Here is an 18,871-nt window from a genome sequence, read left to right on the forward strand (position 1 = left end):
ATGCTGACAGATGAGCAGCTGTTGCGGTACAGCCGGCAGATCATGCTGCCGGAGGTCGAGATCGATGGCCAGGAAGCCTGGCTTGGGTCCCGGGTTCTGATCATCGGGATGGGCGGCCTGGGCAGCCCCGTGGCCATGTACCTGGCGGCGGCAGGCGTGGGTGAGCTTGTGCTGGTGGATGACGACGAGGTCGACCTGAGCAACCTGCAGCGCCAGATCGTGCACAGTACACCGCGTATCGGCCAGACCAAGGTCGAGTCGGCGCGCCAGACGCTGACGGCACTAAATCCCGATATTCGTATCCAAGCGCTGTGCGAGCGGCTTTCTGACCAGCGTCTTGATGAACTGGTCGCCAGTGCCGATCTGGTGCTGGATTGCTGCGACAATTTTGGTACGCGCTTTGCGGTGAACCGGGCTTGTGTTCGGCACCGACGCCCGCTGGTCTCGGGCGCCGCCATTCGAATGGAAGGCCAGGTTGCGGTATTTGACTCCAGGCAGCCGGGCGCGCCCTGCTACCAGTGTCTGTACCGTGATGGCGAGGAAGAAAACCTGACCTGTTCCGAGTCGGGGGTGCTGGCACCGCTGGTGGGCATTATTGGCTCGGTGCAGGCGATGGAAGCATTGAAAGTGCTGGCCGGTATCGGCCAGCCACTGGTGGGCCGACTGCAGCTGCTGGATGCGCGCAGTATGGAGTGGCGCACCTTGAAATTGAAGCAGGACCCCTCATGTCCAGTTTGTGGGCAGAGTGGCAAGGAGTAATAGGTTTGAACGACGATAAAATAATTCGAAAGATTCTTGAGAGCAGCAAAACCATCGCGCTGGTGGGCGCCAGCCCCCGGCCGCACCGTGCCAGTCATCAGGTCATGGGGTATCTGATGGCCAAGGGCTACCGTGTTATCCCGGTGAATCCGACCGAAGCCGGCGCCAGTATCCTGGGCCAGCCGGTGCTCGCATCGCTGTCGGATATTGATGAGCCCATCGATATGGTGGACATATTCCGTAACTCGGTGGATGCCGGTGATGCCGTGGACGATGCCATTGCAGTGCATGCCAAGTCGATCTGGATGCAGCTGGGAGTGGTGAATGAGCCGGCGGCAGAGCGTGCCCAGGCGGCGGGTATGGATGTGGTCATGGATCGCTGCCCGGCACTGGAAATTCCCCGTTTGAGTCTGTAATCGGTATATCTTTGCTTTTTGCGCCAACTTCAAAGCATCTGCCTGCGCAGCGCGATTCTTCAGAGGATTTTGCCTGGTTGCCATGCACCTGCTAAGTAAAATGGTCGCTTTATATCAGTCCAACGACAGGATAGACCGATGAGCCTTACCCGTATGGAAACCGGCCAGCGCATGAGCCGGATCGTAATTCACAATGACACTGTCTACCTCTGTGGCCAGGTTGCGGCCGATGCCACAGCCGATATCCGCGAGCAGACCCGCACCATGCTGGAAAAGGTCGACACCCTGCTGGCCCAGGCCGGCAGCGATCGCGAGCATCTGCTGTCCGCCACGGTGTATGTCCGCGACATGAAAGACTTCGCCGGCATGAACGAGGTCTGGGATGCCTGGGTACCACAGGGGCATGCGCCTGCGCGCGCCTGTGTCGAGGCCCGCATGGCACGTCCCGAGCTGCTGGTTGAGATTTCGGTGGTGGCCGCAGTAAAGCAGTAAGTCTTCATATTTCCACCGCTCGAAAGCGCCCTTGGGCGCTTTCGCTGTTTCAGGGCCCTGAATGCCATCGTCGATACTGTCCGAACGCAATTACCTCACCTACCTGGGTGGCAGCCTGTTTTCGACCCAGGGTGTCTGGATTCAGCGCATGACGCTGGGCTGGATGATGTGGGATCTGACCCACTCTGAAACCTGGCTTGGTCTGCTGGCCTTTCTGATGTTTTTTCCGGTCGTACTGGTGGGGCCCCTGTTCGGGGTTCTGGTGGATCGCATCAACCGCCGCCGGGCGGCGGTGCTGATCAGTCTGCTGCTGAGCGCGTTGGCGGGTACGCTGGCCATGCTGGTGAAGACCGGGCTTGTCGGGCCGTTCGGGGTGCTGTTGTTTGCACTGGGCATTGGCATGACCAACAGCGCCTATCAGGCGGTAAGGCTGTCGCTGGTACCGGAGCTGGTCAGCGTGCCCAACATGTCCAGGGCGGTGGCGATCAATGCCATTCTGTTCAACAGCGCCCGCTTCATTGGCCCAATGATCGCCGGTGTCCTGATCAATCTCTATGGCGGCGCGACGGCGCTGGCCGTGAGCGGGGCCTGCTATCTTCCCCTCACGCTGGTGTTACTGTGCCTCAAGCTGGATGAACGGGCCCGCAGCCCCGGCGACGGGGCGCCAAGGCGCTTTCTGGCTGATCTTCTCGCCGGGGTGCGTTATGCCCGTAGCGAGGTGCTGATCGCGCGACTGCTGCTGGTGATCTGCTGCTCTGCCGTTCTGGGACGTGGTCTGCTGGAAATACTGCCGGCGGCCGTGGACGTGCTCTATGGGCGCGGCGTCGAGGCCCTGGCCATGCTGACCTCGGCGGCGGGGCTGGGCTCCATCGTGGCGGGGCTGATTCTGTCGGTGCAGCCACAGGCGCGGTTGTTGCCGGCGTTACGCTGGGCCGCATTAAGCGCCGGCGCCGTGCTGATCGTGTTTGGCCTGAACACGCGTTTTGAGGTGGGTCTGGTACTGGTGATGCTGCTCAGCTTTTGCGCCACCATCTGTGGCGTGGCAACGCAGTCGCTGATTCAGGTGTCGCTGGATAGCGCTTACCGAGGCCGAGTGATGAGCCTGTGGGGGGCGCTCAATGTGGGCGGCGGTGCCGTGGGCGGCCTGCTGTTCGGGTTGCTGACCGAGCATACAGGTTATGACCTTTCCCTGGTGCTGCTGGGGCTGTTCAGTGTGCTGGCCGCCGGGTACGCCACGCGGGGGCTGGCCGCACCCGCGCCTGGCCGCTGAGCCGGACTAAGCCCGGCGGCATTGCGCCTTAATGCAGTTTCAGGCCCACCTTGGTAACGACGTCGCCTTCCACGGCCTTCACCACCAGGGTTACGGGGCCCAGCATGAAGCTGTCGCCCACAACCGGGTGGCCATGCTGGTGGCGGGCGATACAGGCCGACAGCGTCTGGGTGGAGTCTTCCTGCTCGACGTGGATACCGTAGGCCTGCTCGACATCGCTGAGCAGGGCTTCGCCGTTGAGCACGAATTCGCCGAAGAAGGCCATTTCCGCCAGGTGTTTGGGGCCGTGCGGGGCGTTGAACTGGTGTCCCAGGGCATCGATCATATCCGGGCGCGCCATCACGGCCAGCAGGTCACCGTCCTGCAGGGCGGTTTTCGCCTGCGGACGCATGTAGCGGCCCTCGCGGAATACCGCCGCGATGCCGGTATCGGCTGGCATGCGCAGGTCCCCCAGCGGGGAAGGGCGCAGCCAGCGTTTGCCCTGCAGCCGGAACAGCATCAATTCATGTTCACCCACCGCCGGCACGTCGATGGGAAATCGGCGATAGGCCTGTTCGTGGCCTGGTACTTCCAGTTTCATCAGGCGTGCGACCGGTGCCAGGCTGGTTCCCTGAATGATCAGCGACACCATGACGATGATAAAGGCGATATTGAAGAACAGCGGCGCCTGTTCCACGCCGGCCATGACCGGAAACAGCGCCAGTACAATGGGCACCGCGCCGCGCAGGCCCACCCAGGCAATGAAGCTGCGCTCGCGCCAGTTGAAGCGGAACGGCCACAGGGTGCTGAACGTCGCCAACGGGCGCGCCACCAGGATCAGTATTGCGGCCAGCAACAGCCCCGCCGGGGCAATCAGCAGCAGCTGGGACGGATCGACCAGCAGGCCAAGAATCAGGAACAGGCACAGCTGGGCCAGCCAGGCGAGGCCGTCGTGAACCTGTAAGATGGCCGGCATCATGCGCACCCGGGTGTTGCCCAGCAGTACGCCGGCCAGGTAAATCGCCAGGAAGCCGCTGCCGCCAAGGGCGTTGGTGCCGGCAAATACCACCAGGCCGCTGGCTGTGACCAGCAGCGGGTAGAGTGCGGTGACCAGATCGACCTTGTTAATCAGATAGACCAATACCTTGCCGCCGATCCAGCCAAAGGCCACGCCGATGACGATCTGCTGCAGCAGCATCAGCGGGGCGGACCACAGCGGTATATCGCCCTCCAGGCTGATCAGCTGCAGCAGTATCAATGTCAGGAATATCGCCATGGGATCGTTGCTGCCGGATTCAATCTCCAGCGTGGCGCCGACGCGGGCATTGAGGTTCAGTCCGCGGCCCTGGAGCAGCGCGAAGACGGCGGCAGCGTCGGTGGACGAGACGATGGTGCCAATCAGCAGGCCGTCGAGCCACGACAGGTCGAAAATGAACACCGCTGCAATGCCCGTGACGAGTGCGGTGATCAGTACGCCCAGGGTCGCCAGCATGAGCGCGGGTCTCAGGCCAACCCGAAAGGTTTCGCCCCGGGTGCGCATGCCGCCGTCCAGCAGAATGATGGCCAGTGCCAGGTTGCCCACCAGAAAGGCGGTTTCGAAATCATCGAACTGGATATGGCCCAGGCCGTCTTCGCCTGCGAGCATGCCAACGCCCAGGAACAGCAAGAGCACCGGCATGCCCAGCCGGTTCGACAGCGGGCTGAGCAGGATGCTGAGCATCAGCATCAGGGCGCCGACCAGCAGAAACAGAGACGTCATCTATTCGATCCTTGAAGTTGCCGTGGCTACCCATCATCGCCTGAATGGCGACAGGGTGTCGCGTTTACTATTAATCTGTTCGCCCGTCACGCCTTGAAGGCGCGCATTCTCTCCGTGGCCAATGTGGTTCCCTGGAACCAGGATATTTCACCCAATTTCGCCCAGGTTTCAAAGGGGCAGTCAGGCCGGGCCGCAGCGCCCGTTTGATTGGTAGTATACGGTGGCCCCGGTGTGCGGCCAATGGCCATTCGGGATTCGCAGCGTGCATTGTCGAGCTTGCATCAGGGCGGGCGGGCAGGCGATAACGAACCTATAGAGAACTCGATCGGGAGGCGCAACGATGCGTGGTCAGATGGCGAAATTGCTGGCAACACTGCCCCAGTGCGGCGTGCTGGAACAGATACTGCTGCGGCCTGCGCGGGATCAGCCCATGCAGCAGGTGGACGAGGCGATCGTACAGCTGGGTGAGGGGTTGCGGGGGGATCGCTTTAGCGGGCGGCCTGACAGCAAGCGCCAGATTACCCTGTTTCAGGCCGAGCACCTTGCCGTGCTGGCATCCCTGTTGCACCGCGAGTCGCTGGACCCTGCGCTGCTGCGGCGCAACCTGCTGGTACGCGGCATCAGCCTGCATGCCTTGAGTGGGCGGCGCTTTCGTATCGGCGAGGTTGTGCTGGAGGGCGCGGGGCAGTGTCACCCCTGCTCGCGTATGGAGGCGGCGCTTGGCCCGGGGGGCTTTAATGCGATGCGTGGCATCGGGGGGCTCTGCGTGCGCATTGTCGAGGGCGGCACGATTCGCGTTGGCGATGTTGTGCAGGCGGTGCCTGAAGAGCCGGACCCGTCTTGATGCGCATTTCAGCGCGTATCAGCTTTGCTCGCCACAGATGGGGGTCTGCATCAGCTCACGAATGCGCGGCGCCGGCTGGCCGGTCGCGATGAGGAAGTGCAGCTTGGTGAAGGCGGCTTCAACGGTAAGGTCGCTGCCCGGCACCACGCCAATATTGTTCAGCGTGGCGCCGGTGGCGTAGGCACCCTGGCTGACCTTGCCCTGCAGGCACTGGGTCAGGTTGACGACGACCTGGCCCCGGGCTGAGGCCTGTTTCAGTGCCTCCATGAGTTCGCGGTTTTTATCAGGCGGATTGCCGACGCCGAAACTGCGTATCAGGAGTCCTTTAAGCTGAGGGTCCGCCAGTAACTGTTCGGCGATACGCCCCGGCATGCCGGGATACAGGTGCAGTAACGAGACCGCGTTGGGGTTGAAGTCAGGCACCAGAAAGCGGGGTGCGCCGCGCTCGAGCAGCAGGTGCTCCTGCAGTTCAATATGAATGCCGGCCTGACCGAGCCAGGGGCAGTTGGGGGTGTCGAAGGCATCGAAGCCGGTTGCCCGCAGCTTGCAGGCCCGGTTGCCGCGCAGGAGCCGGCCGTTGAAGAAAATGCAGACCTCGGAAATCGGGTAATTGCCAGCCAGGACCAGCGCGGTAATCAGGTTGTCCAGCGCGTCGTTGCGCGGCTCGATCAACGGGATTTGCGAGCCGGTCAGAATCACCGGCTTGTCGAGCCCCTGCAGGATAAACGACAGGGCAGAGGCCGTGTAGGCCATGGTGTCAGTGCCGTGCAGAACAACGAAACCGTCGTAGTCCGGGTAATGTTCCACCAGGGTGTGCCCCAGGCGTGTCCAGTCCGAGGGTTGAATGTTGGAACTGTCGATCAGTTTTTCGAATTCCAGTATTTCAAAATGGGGCAGGTTCTGCTGTGCCTGCTTGCTCAGTCTTTGCTGCAGCAGTTCGTTAAAACCCGCGACGGGGACATAGCCCTGATCCGAGGGGTGCATGCCAATGGTGCCGCCGGTGTGAATGATCAGAACGTTTGATTTCATTATTGTCTGCCTTGGGCGGTCCGTATTTTGGAAGCGGTAGGGGCGCTCAGGCGCCTAGAAATTGCTGGCGGATAGCGTAGTCCTGCTGGCAGCGCCTCGCATAACGCAGGGTGTCCTCGCTAACGTGCGTTGTAAAGGTGCTGTCTGCCTGCGTATCCGGCAAGGCTGCGCCGGAGTGAATCAGAAACTGGATCAGTTCGAGCCTGTCACTGAGCAGTGCCAGCTGCAGGATGCTCTGCCCGCTGGCATCGAGGCAGTCTATTCGGGCACCGGATTCCAGCAGTCGGCTGAGGTGCAGCATCAGGCGGGCCGGTGCGCAGTGCGTAAAGCAGGCGTGCAGCAGGGGCGTATCTTCACTGTTGCGGCGGTTGGGGTCGGCGCCGGCCCGTAGCAGCGCACCGAGCAGCTCCAGGCTTTTGCCCGCCTGCCCATGGGTTGCCAGGGTCCGCCAGCTAAGGGGCTGGCCCTGCGGGTCTGTCGCGTTTGCATCGGCCCCGGCGTCTAGCAGCAGGGTCAGCAGTCTTGGACGCTGGATATCTATCGCCAGTTCAGTTGCGAGACGCCCCTTGTCCACAGGCTGCGTCAGCAGCGTTGCGGGAGCCTTGCGCAGCAGTTTGGCCAGGGCATCCGCATCATCGCGTTCGATGGCCTGGGCCAGTCTGGTCGCACTGGAGCCTGTAAGGAACTTGAGCATGGGCAGAAAATCTCTGGGCGCAGTCACTCTATTTTGGCGCCTAGTCGTTTAGAATCATAGACTCTCGCATGATTCATTACTCAGGATTATGGATGCCCGCGCAGATTTCATTCGACGCACTCAAGGTGCTGGATGCCATTGATCGTCATGGCAGTTTTGCCGCCGCCGCCGAGGCACTGTTCCGGGTGCCATCGGCGATTACCTATACGGTGCAAAAACTGGAGGAAGAACACCGCATCAAGGTGTTTGAAAAGCACGGGCGTCGCATGGTGCTGACGCCGGTGGGCCGCATGCTGTTGCAGCACGGACGCCAGATCCTGCAGGCCACCGAATCACTGTCCGAAATGGCGCAGCGCATGGCCCACGGCTGGGAAGCGCAGCTGACCATCGCGATCAATGCCCTGTTTCCCGTTGAGCTGATCTATCCGCTGGTGAAGCGTTTTCAGCAGGTTCAGCCCGATATTCATGTGATTCTGCGTTATGAAGTCCTGGCCGGTACTTGGGATTGCCTGCAGGATAATCGCGCCGACCTGGTCATCGGCGCACCGGGCCAGCCGCCGGAGGGGCGTTCATACGACTTGCTGGCGCTGCCAGTGATGCCGGATAACGCCTTCTGCTATGTCGCAGCCCCGGAGCATCCCATCTGCCAGCTGGAGCAGCCGGTCAAGCGCGAAACCCTGCGCCGCTTTACCTCCGTGGTGATCCCTGACAGCTCCAGGCGGTTGCCGGCCCTGACATTCGGGCTGCTGGAAAGCCAGCCCCGCCTTTTTGTGCCGGATTCCGATGCCAAGCTCAAGGCGCACCTGGCGGGTCTTGGCGTTGGTTACCTGCCACGCTTTCGCGCCGCGCCTTATATCGCAACCGGTGAGCTGGTGGAAATCAGCGTCGACCTGATGCGTACCGACCACACCCATTATCTGGCCTGGCATAGCAGTAACCAGGGCCGGGCACTGCACTGGTTTATCGACGCACTGCGTGAAGAGAATCCGTTTGCCGAGATGATGCTGGGGACGCATGCATCGCAATAAACGACGCGCAACAGGTTCGTCCGGTTCCATTCGCGGCGTTCAGTAGCGTGGAATCTTGCCGCTCCAGTCCGGCTGGTACTTTCTCATTTCGGCCACATCGTCGCGGGCGCGGATACCGCAGGTGAGATAATTCTGTGCCAGCACTGCCAGCGCTTCACGGTCCAGCTCCACACCCAGGCCGGGCTTGTCCGGTACCCGCACGGCGCCATTTTCAAACGCGATCTTGCCGCCGACAATGACTTCCTCTTCCTGCCAGGGGTAGTGGGTATCGCAGGCATACGACAGGTTGTCGATCGCCGCCGCCGCGTGGGTCATGGCCATCAGGCTGATGCCCAGGTGCGAGTTGGAGTGCATCGACAGGCCGATATTCCAGGTCTTGCAGACATAGGCCAGTTCCTGGGTCGCCTTGAGGCCGCCCCAGTAGTGGTGATCCGACAGGATGACCTGGACGGCATCGAGTTCAAGCGCTCGGGGCAGGTCAAAATTGCCGATGACGCACATGTTGGTGGCCAGCGGAATGTCCGTGAGGGCGCTGACCTGGCCCATCGCCTCCTTGCCCGGCGCCGGATCTTCCAGGTACTGCAGCAGGTTGCCGTCAAATTGCGGCAGCAGGCGGGCGGTGGTTTCGACCGACCAGCCGCCGTTCGGGTCGATGCGCAGCGGGTGGTCCGGAAACGCCTGTTTCAGCGCCCGCAGCGCGGCAATCTCGGCCTCGGGCTCGAACACGCCGGCTTTGAGCTTGATGGAACGAAAACCGTACTGCTCGATCATCTTGCGTGCCTGCTCGACGATGCCCTCGGGTGTCAGGGCTTCGCCCCAGCGGTCGACCCAGGGATCGTCACTGAAACGGTGGCGGTCGAACTTGTAGAACAGATAGGCGCTATAGTCGACGCTGTCGCGGACCTTGCCACCCAGCAGGTCGCACACCGGACGGCCGGTGATCTTGCCCATCAGGTCCAGACAGGCGACTTCAAAGGCCGAAAAAATGCGCGGCACGGTTGTGGCACCCAGGGTGCCGGGTGCAATTTCCAGCCCGGACTTGGGGTCGGGCTGCTTGACGACCGCGGTAATCCTGTTGCGAATGGCATTGAGGTGAAAGACATCCATGCCGATGAGACTGGGGGCCACGGCCTGCAGCTGGCTGATGGTTTGCTCGTCGCCGTAGGACTCACCCAAACCATAGCGTCCATCGCGGGTCTTTACCTCGATAATGGTGCGCAGAGCCCAGGCTTCGTGCACGCCGTAGGCGTTCAGCAGCGGCGGATCACGAAAGGCGATGGGGGTAATCTCGATGGATTCAATAAGGGACATCTACAGACTCCTTGCTAAGACAGTGAGAGACCCGGCCCGCCGTCGAGACTTTTTGGCGTGTCTCGATTCGATCGTCGGGCCGGTGCAACACGGATAGAAAGCAACGGCTCAGGCAAAGCCCGCCGCCAGCGTAAACATTGTCACGATAATCACGCCGCACAGCAGCAGCCCGGCAATCCAGGGCTTGCTGCCGTACAGATCGATATCTTTATGGGTGTCGCGACCGATCATGTTTGATACCTCCTGGTTAACTGCCCAGCGCTTCAGGCAACCACAGTGCTATGTTCGGGAATGTCATGACCAGAATCAGCCCGACGATCTGCAGTCCGATAAAGGGCAATACGGACAGGAATATTTCCTGCAGCGTCACGTCTTTGGGTGCCACCGATTTCAGCCAGAAGCAGGCCGGGCCAAAGGGCGGTGAGAGGAAATAGATCTGGATGTTGAGGACGTACAAAATGCCAAACCATATCTTCGCCTGGTCTTCTGTCAGCCCCAGTTCCGGCGCCAGCGTCATCACGACCGGCGCGAACACCGGCACGGTAATCAGTACGATGGCGATCCATTCCATGAAGGTGCCCAGTATCACCAGGATCAGCATCATCACCAGGATAATGCCGATGGCGGAGAGGCCAAGGTTCATGAACAGGCTGCGCATGAATTCGCCGCCGCCGACCAGGTTGAAGATGCCAACGAAGGACACGGCACCCAGCACCAGCCAGATGATGGTGCCCACCGTGGTCATGGTGCCGATCAACGAGGCCTTGAGCATCGGCCATTTGAATTCATGGCGCACGGCCGCAACCAGCATGGCCCCCAGCGCTCCGACCGCGGCCGCCTCGGTGACCGAGGCGATACCGCCATAGATCGATCCCATCACGGCGCCAATCAGCAAAATGCTCAGCAGCACGGCGTTCATGCGGGCGCGCGACAACTGATTGCTGGTGCCGGTCTTGATCGCCACCTCTGCGGCGGTGGGTGCCAGCCCTGGGTTGAGGTGTACGCGTATCAGTACATAGGCGGTATAGAACAGCGCCAGCATCAGGCCGGGCAGGGCACCGGCCATGAACAGGTCACCGATCGAGACCTCGGCCGACAGGCCGTAGACGATCATGATGATCGAGGGCGGAATCAGGGTCGCCAGTGCGCCCGAGGCGCAGATCAGACCGATGGTCATTTTGCGGTCGTAACCCAGGCGCAGCATCTGCGGCAGCGCGACCAGGCCGAGCATGACGATCTCGCCACCCATGACGCCGGACATGGCCGCCAGGATCACCGCCACCACCACCGTTTGAACGGCCACTCCGCCGCGCAGGTTGCCGGCAAAGATCGACATTGCATCGAACAGGTCTTCGGCAATGCCGGCCTTTTCCAGTATCGAGGCCATCAGTACGAAAAACGGAATGGCAATCAGCGTGTAGTGCTCGAGCAGCCCGGCCGCATTCGCAGACACCAGGTAGAGACCGCGGGGGCCGAAGAAGGCGATCGCCATCAGCACCGAAACGACCAGGGTCACGATACCGAGCGGCATGCCGGTCATCATCAGCGCCACCAGTACCAGCACCATGATCAGCGAGACGCTGCCCAGACCGTAGGCGCGCATGTCCAGAACGGCACTGGGGTTTGCCGCCTCGCCCAGGGCGCTGAAATAGCTCGCGATGACACCGAAGACCGACTCCGGACCGGTGACAAAGGCGAGCAGGCCGATGACGAAATACAGCAGTATGGAGGTCCCCAGTACCGTCACGCATTTCCTGGCCAGCCTGGACTGGACATGGCGGTGCAGGTTGACGACAAGCTGTGCCAGGTAGAGCAGACCGCCAAGGGCGAGCAGCAGCTTGAGCATCATGGGCATTGGCGAATTGAATGCACTGCCGGTTCTGTCGACATGCTCCACGGCGGCATAGGCGCGCAGGGTTGCATCGGATAGCAGCAGGAACAGCGCCGCGATACCGACCAGCATGGCGAAGAGATCCAGCCGCCACTGCGCCCGGGCCGAGACGATATTGTGGATAACGGTAATGCCGATATGGCGCTGCTTCAGCGTGATGTAGCCGGATGACAGCATCCAGGCGGTCGCACACAGTACCATGACGACCTCGAACGCCCACTGGGTGGGGGCGTTGAAAACATAGCGGGAGACCACTTCCCACAGGGTGGCCCCGGCGGCAACCAGGTAGATCAGCGATATGCCAATACCGCTAAAGTGGCTGATATGATCGATTAACGTGTAGTTCGAGTAGGCGACCGATTTCTCGTGGTGAATCGGATCGTCCTCGGCCACCTCGATAATAGCGTCGCGAGTCAGGCTCTCGACTTGGGACATGATGGCATCCTCTGAATGTATGCAGCGCTGACCGGCGCCAGGGCGAAGTTATGGATGGCGTTGAGTGCCGGAACTGACATGCCGCGGTGTGAGCAAAGAGGCGTGCGCCCGAGCGGGCGCACGCCGGTGACTACAGCAGGCCTTTGCTCTTCATGAACTTGACGTGGGTTTCATAGGCTTCTTTCGCCAGCGGAGACGCTGCAGCAAAGGCTTCCCAGGACTGCTGGGCAATCTTGCGGAACTTGTCGCGCTCGCCCTGGGGCCAGTCGATGATGGTCAGCTTGCCGGCGGCCTTGTCGCGGGCGACCAGTTCCTTGTCCTTGGCATCCAGCACGACGCGGATGTCATCGTAGGCCGCGATGAACCACTCGCTCAGTGCCTGCTGTTCGGTGTTCGTCAGCTTGTTCCAGGCCAGGTCGGACACCGTGAACTGCATGAAGGGCATGGAGTGTATGCCGGGGTAGATCGGAAACTTGGCCACCTTGTGCATGCCGCTGGCGTCATTATTGGCATAGGCCGAGCTGTCGGCGGCATCGATAACGCTTTGCTCCAGTGCCGAATACACCTCGGAACCCGGCAGGGATACCGGGGCCGCTCCGGCCCGCCTGAAGACATCGGCCGCCAGCCCTTCCGGCGTGCGGATCTTCAGCCCCTTTAGATCGTCCACACTGTTGATGGCCACCTTGGAGACAAAGGCTTCCCGCTTTTCGGAACTGCAGCCGATGACGTGCACACCCGGCTGATGTTCATTGAATAACTTTTGCAGCAGCTCCTTGCCGCCGCCATGCATGCAAAAGTCCTGAATCTGCTCCGGCCGGTCGTAGCCGGCAATGAGATCCCCCATCAGCGCAAAGGCGGGATCCTTGCCTGAAAAGTAGCTCGGCGTGGTCAGGTCTCCATCCAGAATGCCCATGGCGACGGCTTCCGGCGTTTCCTTGTGCGGCACCACGGCGCCAACTGGCAGCAGTTCGATTTCCAGCGACCCGTTGGTCATTTCCTTCAGCTTGGGGATCCAGTTTTCATTCAGGTGGGCCAGGCTGATGTGGCTGGCACTGAAACTGGTCTGAATCTTGAGCGTGCGTGCCTGGGCGGTCACAGAAAACGCGAGGGACGCGGTCGCGGCCATGACTATGCCGGTGGTGAGTAGCTTTTTAAAATACATGCTGGAACTCCGATTTTCTTGTTCTTGGTGTTTGGATCTCAGATTGAACGACTGAAATACTAATATATTAGTTGAAATTCGCAAGCCTATTTTGTAGTTTTGTCATCAGATCGGCGTTTGAGCTGATACCCAAAGCGTGTGTATAGGAGTGACCCCACCATGAAACCGCTCGATGTGAGTCAGCTGTTGCGACAGCATCAGAGCCAGGTGCCGGAAATGGCCAGATCCGCCGTCGATCGCGTGTATGAGGATCTGCACCGGCGTATTGTCAGCCTGGAGCTGCCACCGGATGCGACGCTGACGCGGGCGCAGTTGTGTGAGGATTATCGGGTCAGCCAGACGCCGGTTCGCGAGGCCTTGCAGCGGCTGGAACAGGCCGGTCTGGTGAAGATATATCCGCAATCTCGCACGGTGGTATCGCGCATCGACGTGACGCAGTTGAACGAAACCCAGTTTCTGCGTGAGGCGCTTGAAACCGAGGTGATACGCCGGTTGTCGCGGTTGCAGGATGAGGATCTGGTTGCCAGGCTCTCGGCCCTGGTCGACATGCAGGAGTTACTGGCTAAAGATACATCCCAGCTCAGCGCTTTTTACCGGCTGGACGAGCTGTTTCATGAGCAGATGTTTTCCGCGGCGGGGCAGCTCGGTCTTTACTGGCTGGTGCAGAGCAAGTCCGGTCACATGGCTAGGCTGCGACATCTTGACCTGCCCAGCGAGGGCAAGATGCGTGATGTCATCGAAGATCATCGCCGGATTGTCGACGCCATTGCATCGGGTGTGCCGGAACAGGCGACCGAGGCTATGCGCCATCATCTGGAAGGAACATTGTCCCGTTACCAGCGCCTGCGTGAGGCCTATCCGAACTATTTCGCAGACTGAGCGTGGGCGCGGGGATTGCTTTGCGCCTCAACCGTTTAGTGGTACTTTGAGTCTCGATTTCCTTACTTGAAATGTTCACGAAAATCCTCCGATGCCAATAAACACCGCAGATAACAAAGACAAAAGCTCAAGGGATCAAAGGCATCAGGCATCGGGTTCAACACTCATTGACGTGGCCAAAGTGGCCGGCGTTTCGCCGATAACCGTATCCCGGGCGCTGAACCGGCCTGAAGTTGTCTCTGATCAAACACTGGAAAAAGTGCGCCGTGCGGTGGCAGAGGTCGGATACATTCCGAACATGCTGGCCGGCGGCCTTGCCAGCAAGCAGAGCAAGCTGGTTGCCGTTTTCGTTCCCACCATCGCGCATTCTCTTTTCTCTGATATGGTCCAGGCGCTGATGGACCAGCTCGGTGAGGCGGGTTACCAGTCCATTCTCGGGATTACGGGGTACTCGGTCGAGAAGGAAGAGTCCTTGCTGGGCGCGATTTTGGGGCGTCGACCCGATGCCATCGTGCTAACGGGGACGGAACACTCTGCGCTGACCCGCCAGCGGCTTGCCTCTTCGGGCATTCCGGTGGTCGAGGCATGGGATCTTTGCGACGACCCGATAGACATCCTGGTCGGTTTTTCCCACCGCGCCGTCGGCAAGGCCGTGGCGAGTCATTTGCTTGAAAAAGGATATAGGCGTTTTGCTGTCGTGTCCGTGAGTGATGCCCGTGCGGTCAAGCGTAACGAAGCGCTGGTGAACGAGCTGAATGCGCAGGGTGTCACGGATGTGCGGCAGGTGACTTTTCCGGCGCCGGCCACGCTCAAGGAAGGGCGAGAGGGGTTGAGTCAGTTGTGGTCACAAGAAGCCCGGCCTGAAGTCATTGTGTGCAGCTCGGATACCATTGCGCAGGGAGTCCTGGCGGAAGCGGCCGCCCGAGGCCTTAAGATTCCCGAGGATATTGCCGTGATGGGATTCGGTGATATGAGCAGCGCGGCGCAGCTGTATCCCGCATTGTCTTCGGTCCGGCTGGATGGCGCGCGCGTAGGAGCACTGATTGCGAGCGCGCTGCTGCAACGCCTGCAAAACCGGGACGATGACCGAACGCCTGTTCGCATCGATACGGGCTTTGAATTAATCGACCGGGTCAGTGCGTGACCGCCTGCACAAAGAAGCCTTCATGCATGGATAAGGGCGTAGTCAGGGTGCCTGTTATCAGCCGGGCTGACCCGTAGATTCCGATCCTGTTGGCCGAGCGTAGCGAGCCCACAGCCGTTCCCCTTTGTTTTGCCCCTCCACTGCTATCAGCTTCCGGAGTCCGACCCTGGAAGCTTTTCCCTATGAGTGCCTGCGTTACTTGCAAACCTTTCGGCGGCCCTGAAGCATCAGGTCGTTCTTGGCCACAGGTTTGCGCGCGATTGCCAGGGTCGCTGCGCCTTGAGCTTGATCAGCCGGCAATGGGTGGTCTCAAGGATTTGGAGAACCGCTTGCGAATCCTGTGCCCCGTACCCCGTACCCTCCGATGGATGATGTAAACCTGTAAAGGGGGGCGTATACGGCTAAGGTGTAGTGCTGTTTAAGTTGGCCTGATAACTTATGGTTGCGCAATCATCTGTATGATGTATGATTAATCGCGTCGGTCGCACAGCACAGAAACGTGTCAGGGTCGGGTGCTGCAACTGAATGACAAGTCGGCAACGGTGAGCTGCAACGCTGAAAGCGCCGCAATGCCAGAAAAGAATTTTAATAACAGGAAAAATAAATATGAAACGTTTGATTTCCGGAATGCGACTGGGTGTCTGTGCACTGGCGGCAGCTGTGGCCATGCAGGCTGCGGCAGAGCTTCCGTCCAATATTCGCGTGGTGATCGGCTCCAAGTCCACCGGGGGCGATACCTACCAGTCCAGCAGCATCGTGGCCGAAGCGCTGTCCGAGAAGCTGGGTGTGAACTTCAAGGTTGATGCCACGGGTGCGCCGGCCGCGTTCAAGGCGGTAGAACGCAGCCGCAGCAGCGATGGCAGCACCATCATGGTGTTCCACGATCAGGCGTATCTCGGCGTGCTTTACGGTCAGAAGGGCTACGACGATCCGTTTGCCAATTACAGTATCGGGCCGACGTTTGCGATCAACCCGGGCAATGCCTACCTGGTCAGCAAGAAATCGCCTTACAGCAGCGTCGAGCAGATTATCGATGCGGCGGGCAACGGTGAAACTGTCCGTGTGGCTATCCAGCCCGGCGGCGTATCCGAAATCGGTTACAGTGCGCTGAAAAATGCCGTCAAGCTCAAGTACCCGGGCAAGGAAGGCAACCTGACACCGGTTAACACCGGTTCGCAGGATTCCAAGAATCAGGCCATGTTCGACGGTCTGGCTGACGTGATCAACGGCAGTGTGCAGTCCAACGAGCAGTACACCCGCTTGCCGGCTGACGACCAGAAGGCCATGAGCTTTGTCTGGCTGACGGCACGCGAGCAGACCATCGCTCAGGCCAATGAAGATGGCATGGGCAAGACCACCCGCGCGGACCTGCTGAAGTTTGTCGCCCCCAATGTCCAGGTACCGATGGCCGAAGGCCAGGACTTCACCTTCGACAAGGAATTTTTCTTTCTCTACAACAAGGATATCGATCCGGCATTCGTAGAGGCTATCGACAAGGCGCTGGGTGAAATCTACGCTGAGGGCAAGATCCAGGAAATGCAGAAGAAATCCTTCTTTATTCCCAACTTCAAGCCCGCAGCCGAAGCTCGGACCTACCTGAAAGAGAAGAACGACCGTATCGCCGACGTGATCAACGCGATCAAAGGCTAACAAGCTCCTGTCTGGTTAGCGCCGGCAACGTCAGGGCCGCTCAGGGAGCGGCCCTGTTTCACTGAATCTGGGTGGCGGCAGCCTCGCAGCGGCCCCGTAAACCCTTCCTGACCCCTTCGGTGCAGTTATGAGTCAGACACTTACGTCTCTGCTCGAAGTCTCGATCGACTTCGATCAATCCCATCTTTTTTTTCCAAAGCTGGTGGTTACTTTGCTGGCAGGGATGCTGCTGCTGATCGCCGTTATCCACCGTGCGCGTCTGGTTGAAATCGTGCGTACCCGAGGCGCGGGTCTGGCGTTCTTCGAAGAAAATGCCGACAAGTTTCGCCTGTTCAGCACTGTGGGGCTGATCGTTATTTACTTTGTGTCGATGGATTATGTCGGGCAGCTGTTTCCCAATACCGGGCTGGGATTCCTGTTTTGTTCCATCGCGTTTATTGCCGCGTTATCCCTGGTGTATGTGCACGAAGTGACGCGTTCGGTACTGCTGGTGATCGCCTGCAATGCGCTGATCGCGCCGCTGGCGGTCTGGTACGTACTGGGCTCGCTGTTCGATATCACCTTGCCGTAACGTACCGGAGTTATTTCGATGGATTTCATTTCTCTGTTATCACCCGAATACTTTCTGCTGGCGGCTGCGGGCTCGCTGGTGGGTATCATTTTTGGTGCCATTCCCGGCATGACCGCCACCATGGCCGTGGCCGTCTGCCTGCCTTTGACCTATTCCCTGGGGCTGCATGAAGGTCTGGCACTGTTGCTGGGGCTCTATGTCGGCGGCATCTCGGGCGGTCTGGTGCCTGCTATTCTGCTCAACATTCCAGGTACGCCTTCGTCCATCACCACCACCTTTGACGGCCATCCCATGGCGCAACGGGGCGAGGCAGAGCGTGCGCTGAAGATCTGTATCGTCTCGTCCCTGGTGGGCGGGTTGTTCAGTGCCGTCATTCTGTTCTTGTTTGCGCCGCTTCTGTCGGATTTCGCAATCAAGTTCTCCTACGTCGAGAAGTTTCTGATCATATTTTTCGCGCTGACGGTCATCGCATCGCTGTCCAGCAACATGCTGGTGGGTATTTTCAGTGGCATGATCGGGGTCTTCCTGAGCCTGATCGGCACCTATGATGTGGGTGTGGGCGGTAACGGCGAGTACCGTCTGATGGCTGATTTCATGGTGCCTTACCTGGAAGAAGGCTTCTCGCTACTGCCGGTACTGATCGGCCTGTTCGGCCTGGCGACCATCTTTCTTGAGGCCGAGCGCGGTGCCAAGGATGAGGTGGGCGAAAAGCGCATTCAGCTGACGCAGGGAACCCCCTTTAAGCTGAACGTGTTCCGCGGTCAGTTCGTCAACATGCTCAGATCCTCCAGTATCGGTACTTTCGTTGGCATGTTGCCGGGTATCGGTGGCAGCGCAGCTTCGGTGCTGGCGTACTCGCAGCAGAAAAACTTCTCCAAAGATCCTTCTAAGATGGGCAAGGGCGCGCCTGAAGGGCTCATCGCCTCGGAGTCCGCCAACAATGCCCTGACCGGCGGTGCGCTGATTCCGCTGCTGTCACTCGGTATTCCCGGCGACAGCACAACGGCTGTACTGATCGGTGCCTTCACCCTGCAGGGGCTGCAGGTGGGGCCGCTCTTTATCGGCGAGAACCTGGATACCTGGTACTCGATGATGATCGGCCTGGTGTTCGCCAACCTGGTGATGTTCGGCATCATGTTCTTCGCAATCAAGCATATCGCCAAGGTCGTCATGGTACCCAAGTACGTGCTGTATCCCATCATCATCATGATGTGTGTGGTCGGTGCCTACGCGATCAACTACGGCATCATGTTTGATGTCTGGACACTGCTGATATTCGGACTGTTCGGCTATGTGGCGCAGAAGATCGGCCTCGAAATCGCACCGCTGGTGATCGGCTTTATTCTGGGCAGTTCGGCCGAGGTGTATTTCGTCAAGAGTCTCGAGTCCTTCGGCACGCTGAGCATCTTCTTTACCAAGAGCCCGATCGCGATTGTGCTTTGGCTCATGATTGCAGCCTCGGTTCTGTTTTCCGTCTATCTGGCGCTCAAGGCCCGCCGCAACAGCAAGTCCCGGGCCATCGAAGTCTGATCTTTTCCTCCTGCCTGCGCGGGCGCCG

Annotated in this window: 18 protein-coding genes; 11 read left to right on the forward strand and 7 right to left on the reverse strand. The window is 59.9% G+C overall.

The window, feature by feature from the left end:
* The 4 genes from F451_RS0106705 (at nt 1) to F451_RS0106720 (ending at nt 2,937) form a co-directional block, all read left to right on the forward strand.
* Nucleotides 1-759 (forward strand): molybdopterin-synthase adenylyltransferase MoeB, encoded by a 759-nt coding sequence (locus F451_RS0106705; RefSeq protein ID WP_020680585.1) that lies wholly within the window; start codon nt 1-3, stop codon nt 757-759.
* Between the two features lie 5 nt (nt 760-764).
* On the forward strand, nt 765-1,175 hold the full coding sequence (locus F451_RS0106710) for a CoA-binding protein (protein ID WP_020680586.1): 411 nt from the start codon (nt 765-767) through the stop codon (nt 1,173-1,175).
* A 138-nt stretch (nt 1,176-1,313) separates the two neighbouring features.
* A complete protein-coding gene (locus tag F451_RS0106715; RefSeq protein WP_020680587.1) occupies nt 1,314-1,667 on the forward strand; it encodes a RidA family protein in 354 nt (117 codons plus the stop codon).
* 61 nt (nt 1,668-1,728) lie between these two features.
* A complete protein-coding gene (locus F451_RS0106720) occupies nt 1,729-2,937 on the forward strand; it encodes an MFS transporter (protein ID WP_020680588.1) in 1,209 nt (402 codons plus the stop codon).
* Between the two features lie 28 nt (nt 2,938-2,965).
* On the opposite strand, the gene F451_RS0106725 is transcribed toward F451_RS0106720, so the two are convergent.
* On the reverse strand, nt 2,966-4,675 hold the full coding sequence (locus F451_RS0106725; protein WP_020680589.1) for a potassium/proton antiporter: 1,710 nt from the start codon (nt 4,673-4,675) through the stop codon (nt 2,966-2,968).
* Nucleotides 4,676-5,015: 340 nt separating this feature from the next.
* On the opposite strand from F451_RS0106725, the gene F451_RS0106730 reads away from it, so the two are divergent.
* Complete coding sequence (locus tag F451_RS0106730) at nt 5,016-5,519, forward strand: MOSC domain-containing protein (protein WP_020680590.1); 504 nt, start codon at nt 5,016-5,018, stop codon at nt 5,517-5,519.
* An 18-nt stretch (nt 5,520-5,537) separates the two neighbouring features.
* On the opposite strand, the gene ansA is transcribed toward F451_RS0106730, so the two are convergent.
* Nucleotides 5,538-6,548 carry an asparaginase gene (gene ansA / locus F451_RS0106735; protein WP_020680591.1) on the reverse strand — a complete coding sequence of 337 codons (1,011 nt, stop codon included), beginning with the start codon at nt 6,546-6,548 and terminating at the stop codon, nt 5,538-5,540.
* A gap of 46 nt (nt 6,549-6,594) precedes the next feature.
* Nucleotides 6,595-7,242: an ankyrin repeat domain-containing protein gene (locus F451_RS0106740; protein ID WP_020680592.1), complete on the reverse strand. Its 648-nt coding sequence runs from the start codon at nt 7,240-7,242 to the stop codon at nt 6,595-6,597.
* Nucleotides 7,243-7,334: 92 nt separating this feature from the next.
* Here F451_RS0106740 and F451_RS24970 point away from each other — a divergent pair, with 92 nt between their 5' ends.
* Nucleotides 7,335-8,270, forward strand: coding sequence for a LysR substrate-binding domain-containing protein (locus F451_RS24970; RefSeq protein WP_020680593.1), 936 nt, complete (start codon nt 7,335-7,337; stop codon nt 8,268-8,270).
* A gap of 39 nt (nt 8,271-8,309) precedes the next feature.
* Here the strand turns inward: F451_RS24970 and F451_RS0106750 are convergent, their stop codons facing one another.
* The 4 genes from F451_RS0106750 to F451_RS0106765 all read right to left on the reverse strand — a co-directional run bounded on the left by F451_RS0106750 (nt 8,310) and on the right by F451_RS0106765 (nt 13,069).
* Nucleotides 8,310-9,581: a glucarate dehydratase family protein gene (locus F451_RS0106750; protein WP_020680594.1), complete on the reverse strand. Its 1,272-nt coding sequence runs from the start codon at nt 9,579-9,581 to the stop codon at nt 8,310-8,312.
* Nucleotides 9,582-9,689: 108 nt separating this feature from the next.
* A complete protein-coding gene (locus F451_RS0106755; RefSeq protein ID WP_020680595.1) occupies nt 9,690-9,812 on the reverse strand; it encodes a hypothetical protein in 123 nt (40 codons plus the stop codon).
* 16 nt (nt 9,813-9,828) lie between these two features.
* Entirely contained in the window at nt 9,829-11,907 is a 2,079-nt protein-coding gene (locus F451_RS0106760; RefSeq protein ID WP_020680596.1) for a TRAP transporter large permease subunit, read from the reverse strand.
* Nucleotides 11,908-12,037: 130 nt separating this feature from the next.
* Complete coding sequence (locus F451_RS0106765; protein ID WP_020680597.1) at nt 12,038-13,069, reverse strand: TRAP transporter substrate-binding protein; 1,032 nt, start codon at nt 13,067-13,069, stop codon at nt 12,038-12,040.
* A gap of 159 nt (nt 13,070-13,228) precedes the next feature.
* On the opposite strand from F451_RS0106765, the gene F451_RS0106770 reads away from it, so the two are divergent.
* From F451_RS0106770 to F451_RS0106790, 5 genes are all read left to right on the forward strand, one after another.
* Nucleotides 13,229-13,948: a GntR family transcriptional regulator gene (locus tag F451_RS0106770; RefSeq protein ID WP_020680598.1), complete on the forward strand. Its 720-nt coding sequence runs from the start codon at nt 13,229-13,231 to the stop codon at nt 13,946-13,948.
* Between the two features lie 91 nt (nt 13,949-14,039).
* On the forward strand, nt 14,040-15,092 hold the full coding sequence (locus F451_RS0106775) for a LacI family DNA-binding transcriptional regulator (RefSeq protein WP_051103913.1): 1,053 nt from the start codon (nt 14,040-14,042) through the stop codon (nt 15,090-15,092).
* Between the two features lie 606 nt (nt 15,093-15,698).
* Entirely contained in the window at nt 15,699-16,742 is a 1,044-nt protein-coding gene (locus tag F451_RS0106780; RefSeq protein ID WP_020680600.1) for a type 2 periplasmic-binding domain-containing protein, read from the forward strand.
* A gap of 127 nt (nt 16,743-16,869) precedes the next feature.
* Complete coding sequence (locus F451_RS0106785; RefSeq protein ID WP_020680601.1) at nt 16,870-17,313, forward strand: tripartite tricarboxylate transporter TctB family protein; 444 nt, start codon at nt 16,870-16,872, stop codon at nt 17,311-17,313.
* A gap of 18 nt (nt 17,314-17,331) precedes the next feature.
* The gene (locus tag F451_RS0106790; protein ID WP_020680602.1) at nt 17,332-18,843 is read left to right on the forward strand and encodes a tripartite tricarboxylate transporter permease; all 1,512 of its coding nucleotides are present in this window, start codon (nt 17,332-17,334) and stop codon (nt 18,841-18,843) included.
* Nucleotides 18,844-18,871 lie beyond the last annotated feature (28 nt).

Origin of the sequence: Marinobacterium rhizophilum DSM 18822 (genome assembly GCF_000378045.1) — a bacterium.
Classification (GTDB): domain Bacteria; phylum Pseudomonadota; class Gammaproteobacteria; order Pseudomonadales; family Balneatricaceae; genus Marinobacterium_A; species Marinobacterium_A rhizophilum.

Coding starts and splice junctions, on each gene's coding strand:
- F451_RS0106740 (WP_020680592.1), bottom strand. CDS start 7,242: ATGCTCAAGTTCCTTACAGGCTCCAGTGCGACCAGACTGGCCCAGGCC.
- F451_RS0106785 (WP_020680601.1), top strand. CDS start 16,870: ATGAGTCAGACACTTACGTCTCTGCTCGAAGTCTCGATCGACTTCGAT.
- F451_RS0106775 (WP_051103913.1), top strand. CDS start 14,040: ATGCCAATAAACACCGCAGATAACAAAGACAAAAGCTCAAGGGATCAA.
- F451_RS24970 (WP_020680593.1), top strand. CDS start 7,335: ATGCCCGCGCAGATTTCATTCGACGCACTCAAGGTGCTGGATGCCATT.
- F451_RS0106765 (WP_020680597.1), bottom strand. CDS start 13,069: ATGTATTTTAAAAAGCTACTCACCACCGGCATAGTCATGGCCGCGACC.
- F451_RS0106725 (WP_020680589.1), bottom strand. CDS start 4,675: ATGACGTCTCTGTTTCTGCTGGTCGGCGCCCTGATGCTGATGCTCAGC.
- F451_RS0106760 (WP_020680596.1), bottom strand. CDS start 11,907: ATGTCCCAAGTCGAGAGCCTGACTCGCGACGCTATTATCGAGGTGGCC.
- F451_RS0106705 (WP_020680585.1), top strand. CDS start 1: ATGCTGACAGATGAGCAGCTGTTGCGGTACAGCCGGCAGATCATGCTG.
- F451_RS0106790 (WP_020680602.1), top strand. CDS start 17,332: ATGGATTTCATTTCTCTGTTATCACCCGAATACTTTCTGCTGGCGGCT.
- ansA (WP_020680591.1), bottom strand. CDS start 6,548: ATGAAATCAAACGTTCTGATCATTCACACCGGCGGCACCATTGGCATG.
- F451_RS0106715 (WP_020680587.1), top strand. CDS start 1,314: ATGAGCCTTACCCGTATGGAAACCGGCCAGCGCATGAGCCGGATCGTA.
- F451_RS0106720 (WP_020680588.1), top strand. CDS start 1,729: ATGCCATCGTCGATACTGTCCGAACGCAATTACCTCACCTACCTGGGT.
- F451_RS0106770 (WP_020680598.1), top strand. CDS start 13,229: ATGAAACCGCTCGATGTGAGTCAGCTGTTGCGACAGCATCAGAGCCAG.
- F451_RS0106750 (WP_020680594.1), bottom strand. CDS start 9,581: ATGTCCCTTATTGAATCCATCGAGATTACCCCCATCGCCTTTCGTGAT.
- F451_RS0106780 (WP_020680600.1), top strand. CDS start 15,699: ATGAAACGTTTGATTTCCGGAATGCGACTGGGTGTCTGTGCACTGGCG.
- F451_RS0106730 (WP_020680590.1), top strand. CDS start 5,016: ATGCGTGGTCAGATGGCGAAATTGCTGGCAACACTGCCCCAGTGCGGC.
- F451_RS0106755 (WP_020680595.1), bottom strand. CDS start 9,812: ATGATCGGTCGCGACACCCATAAAGATATCGATCTGTACGGCAGCAAG.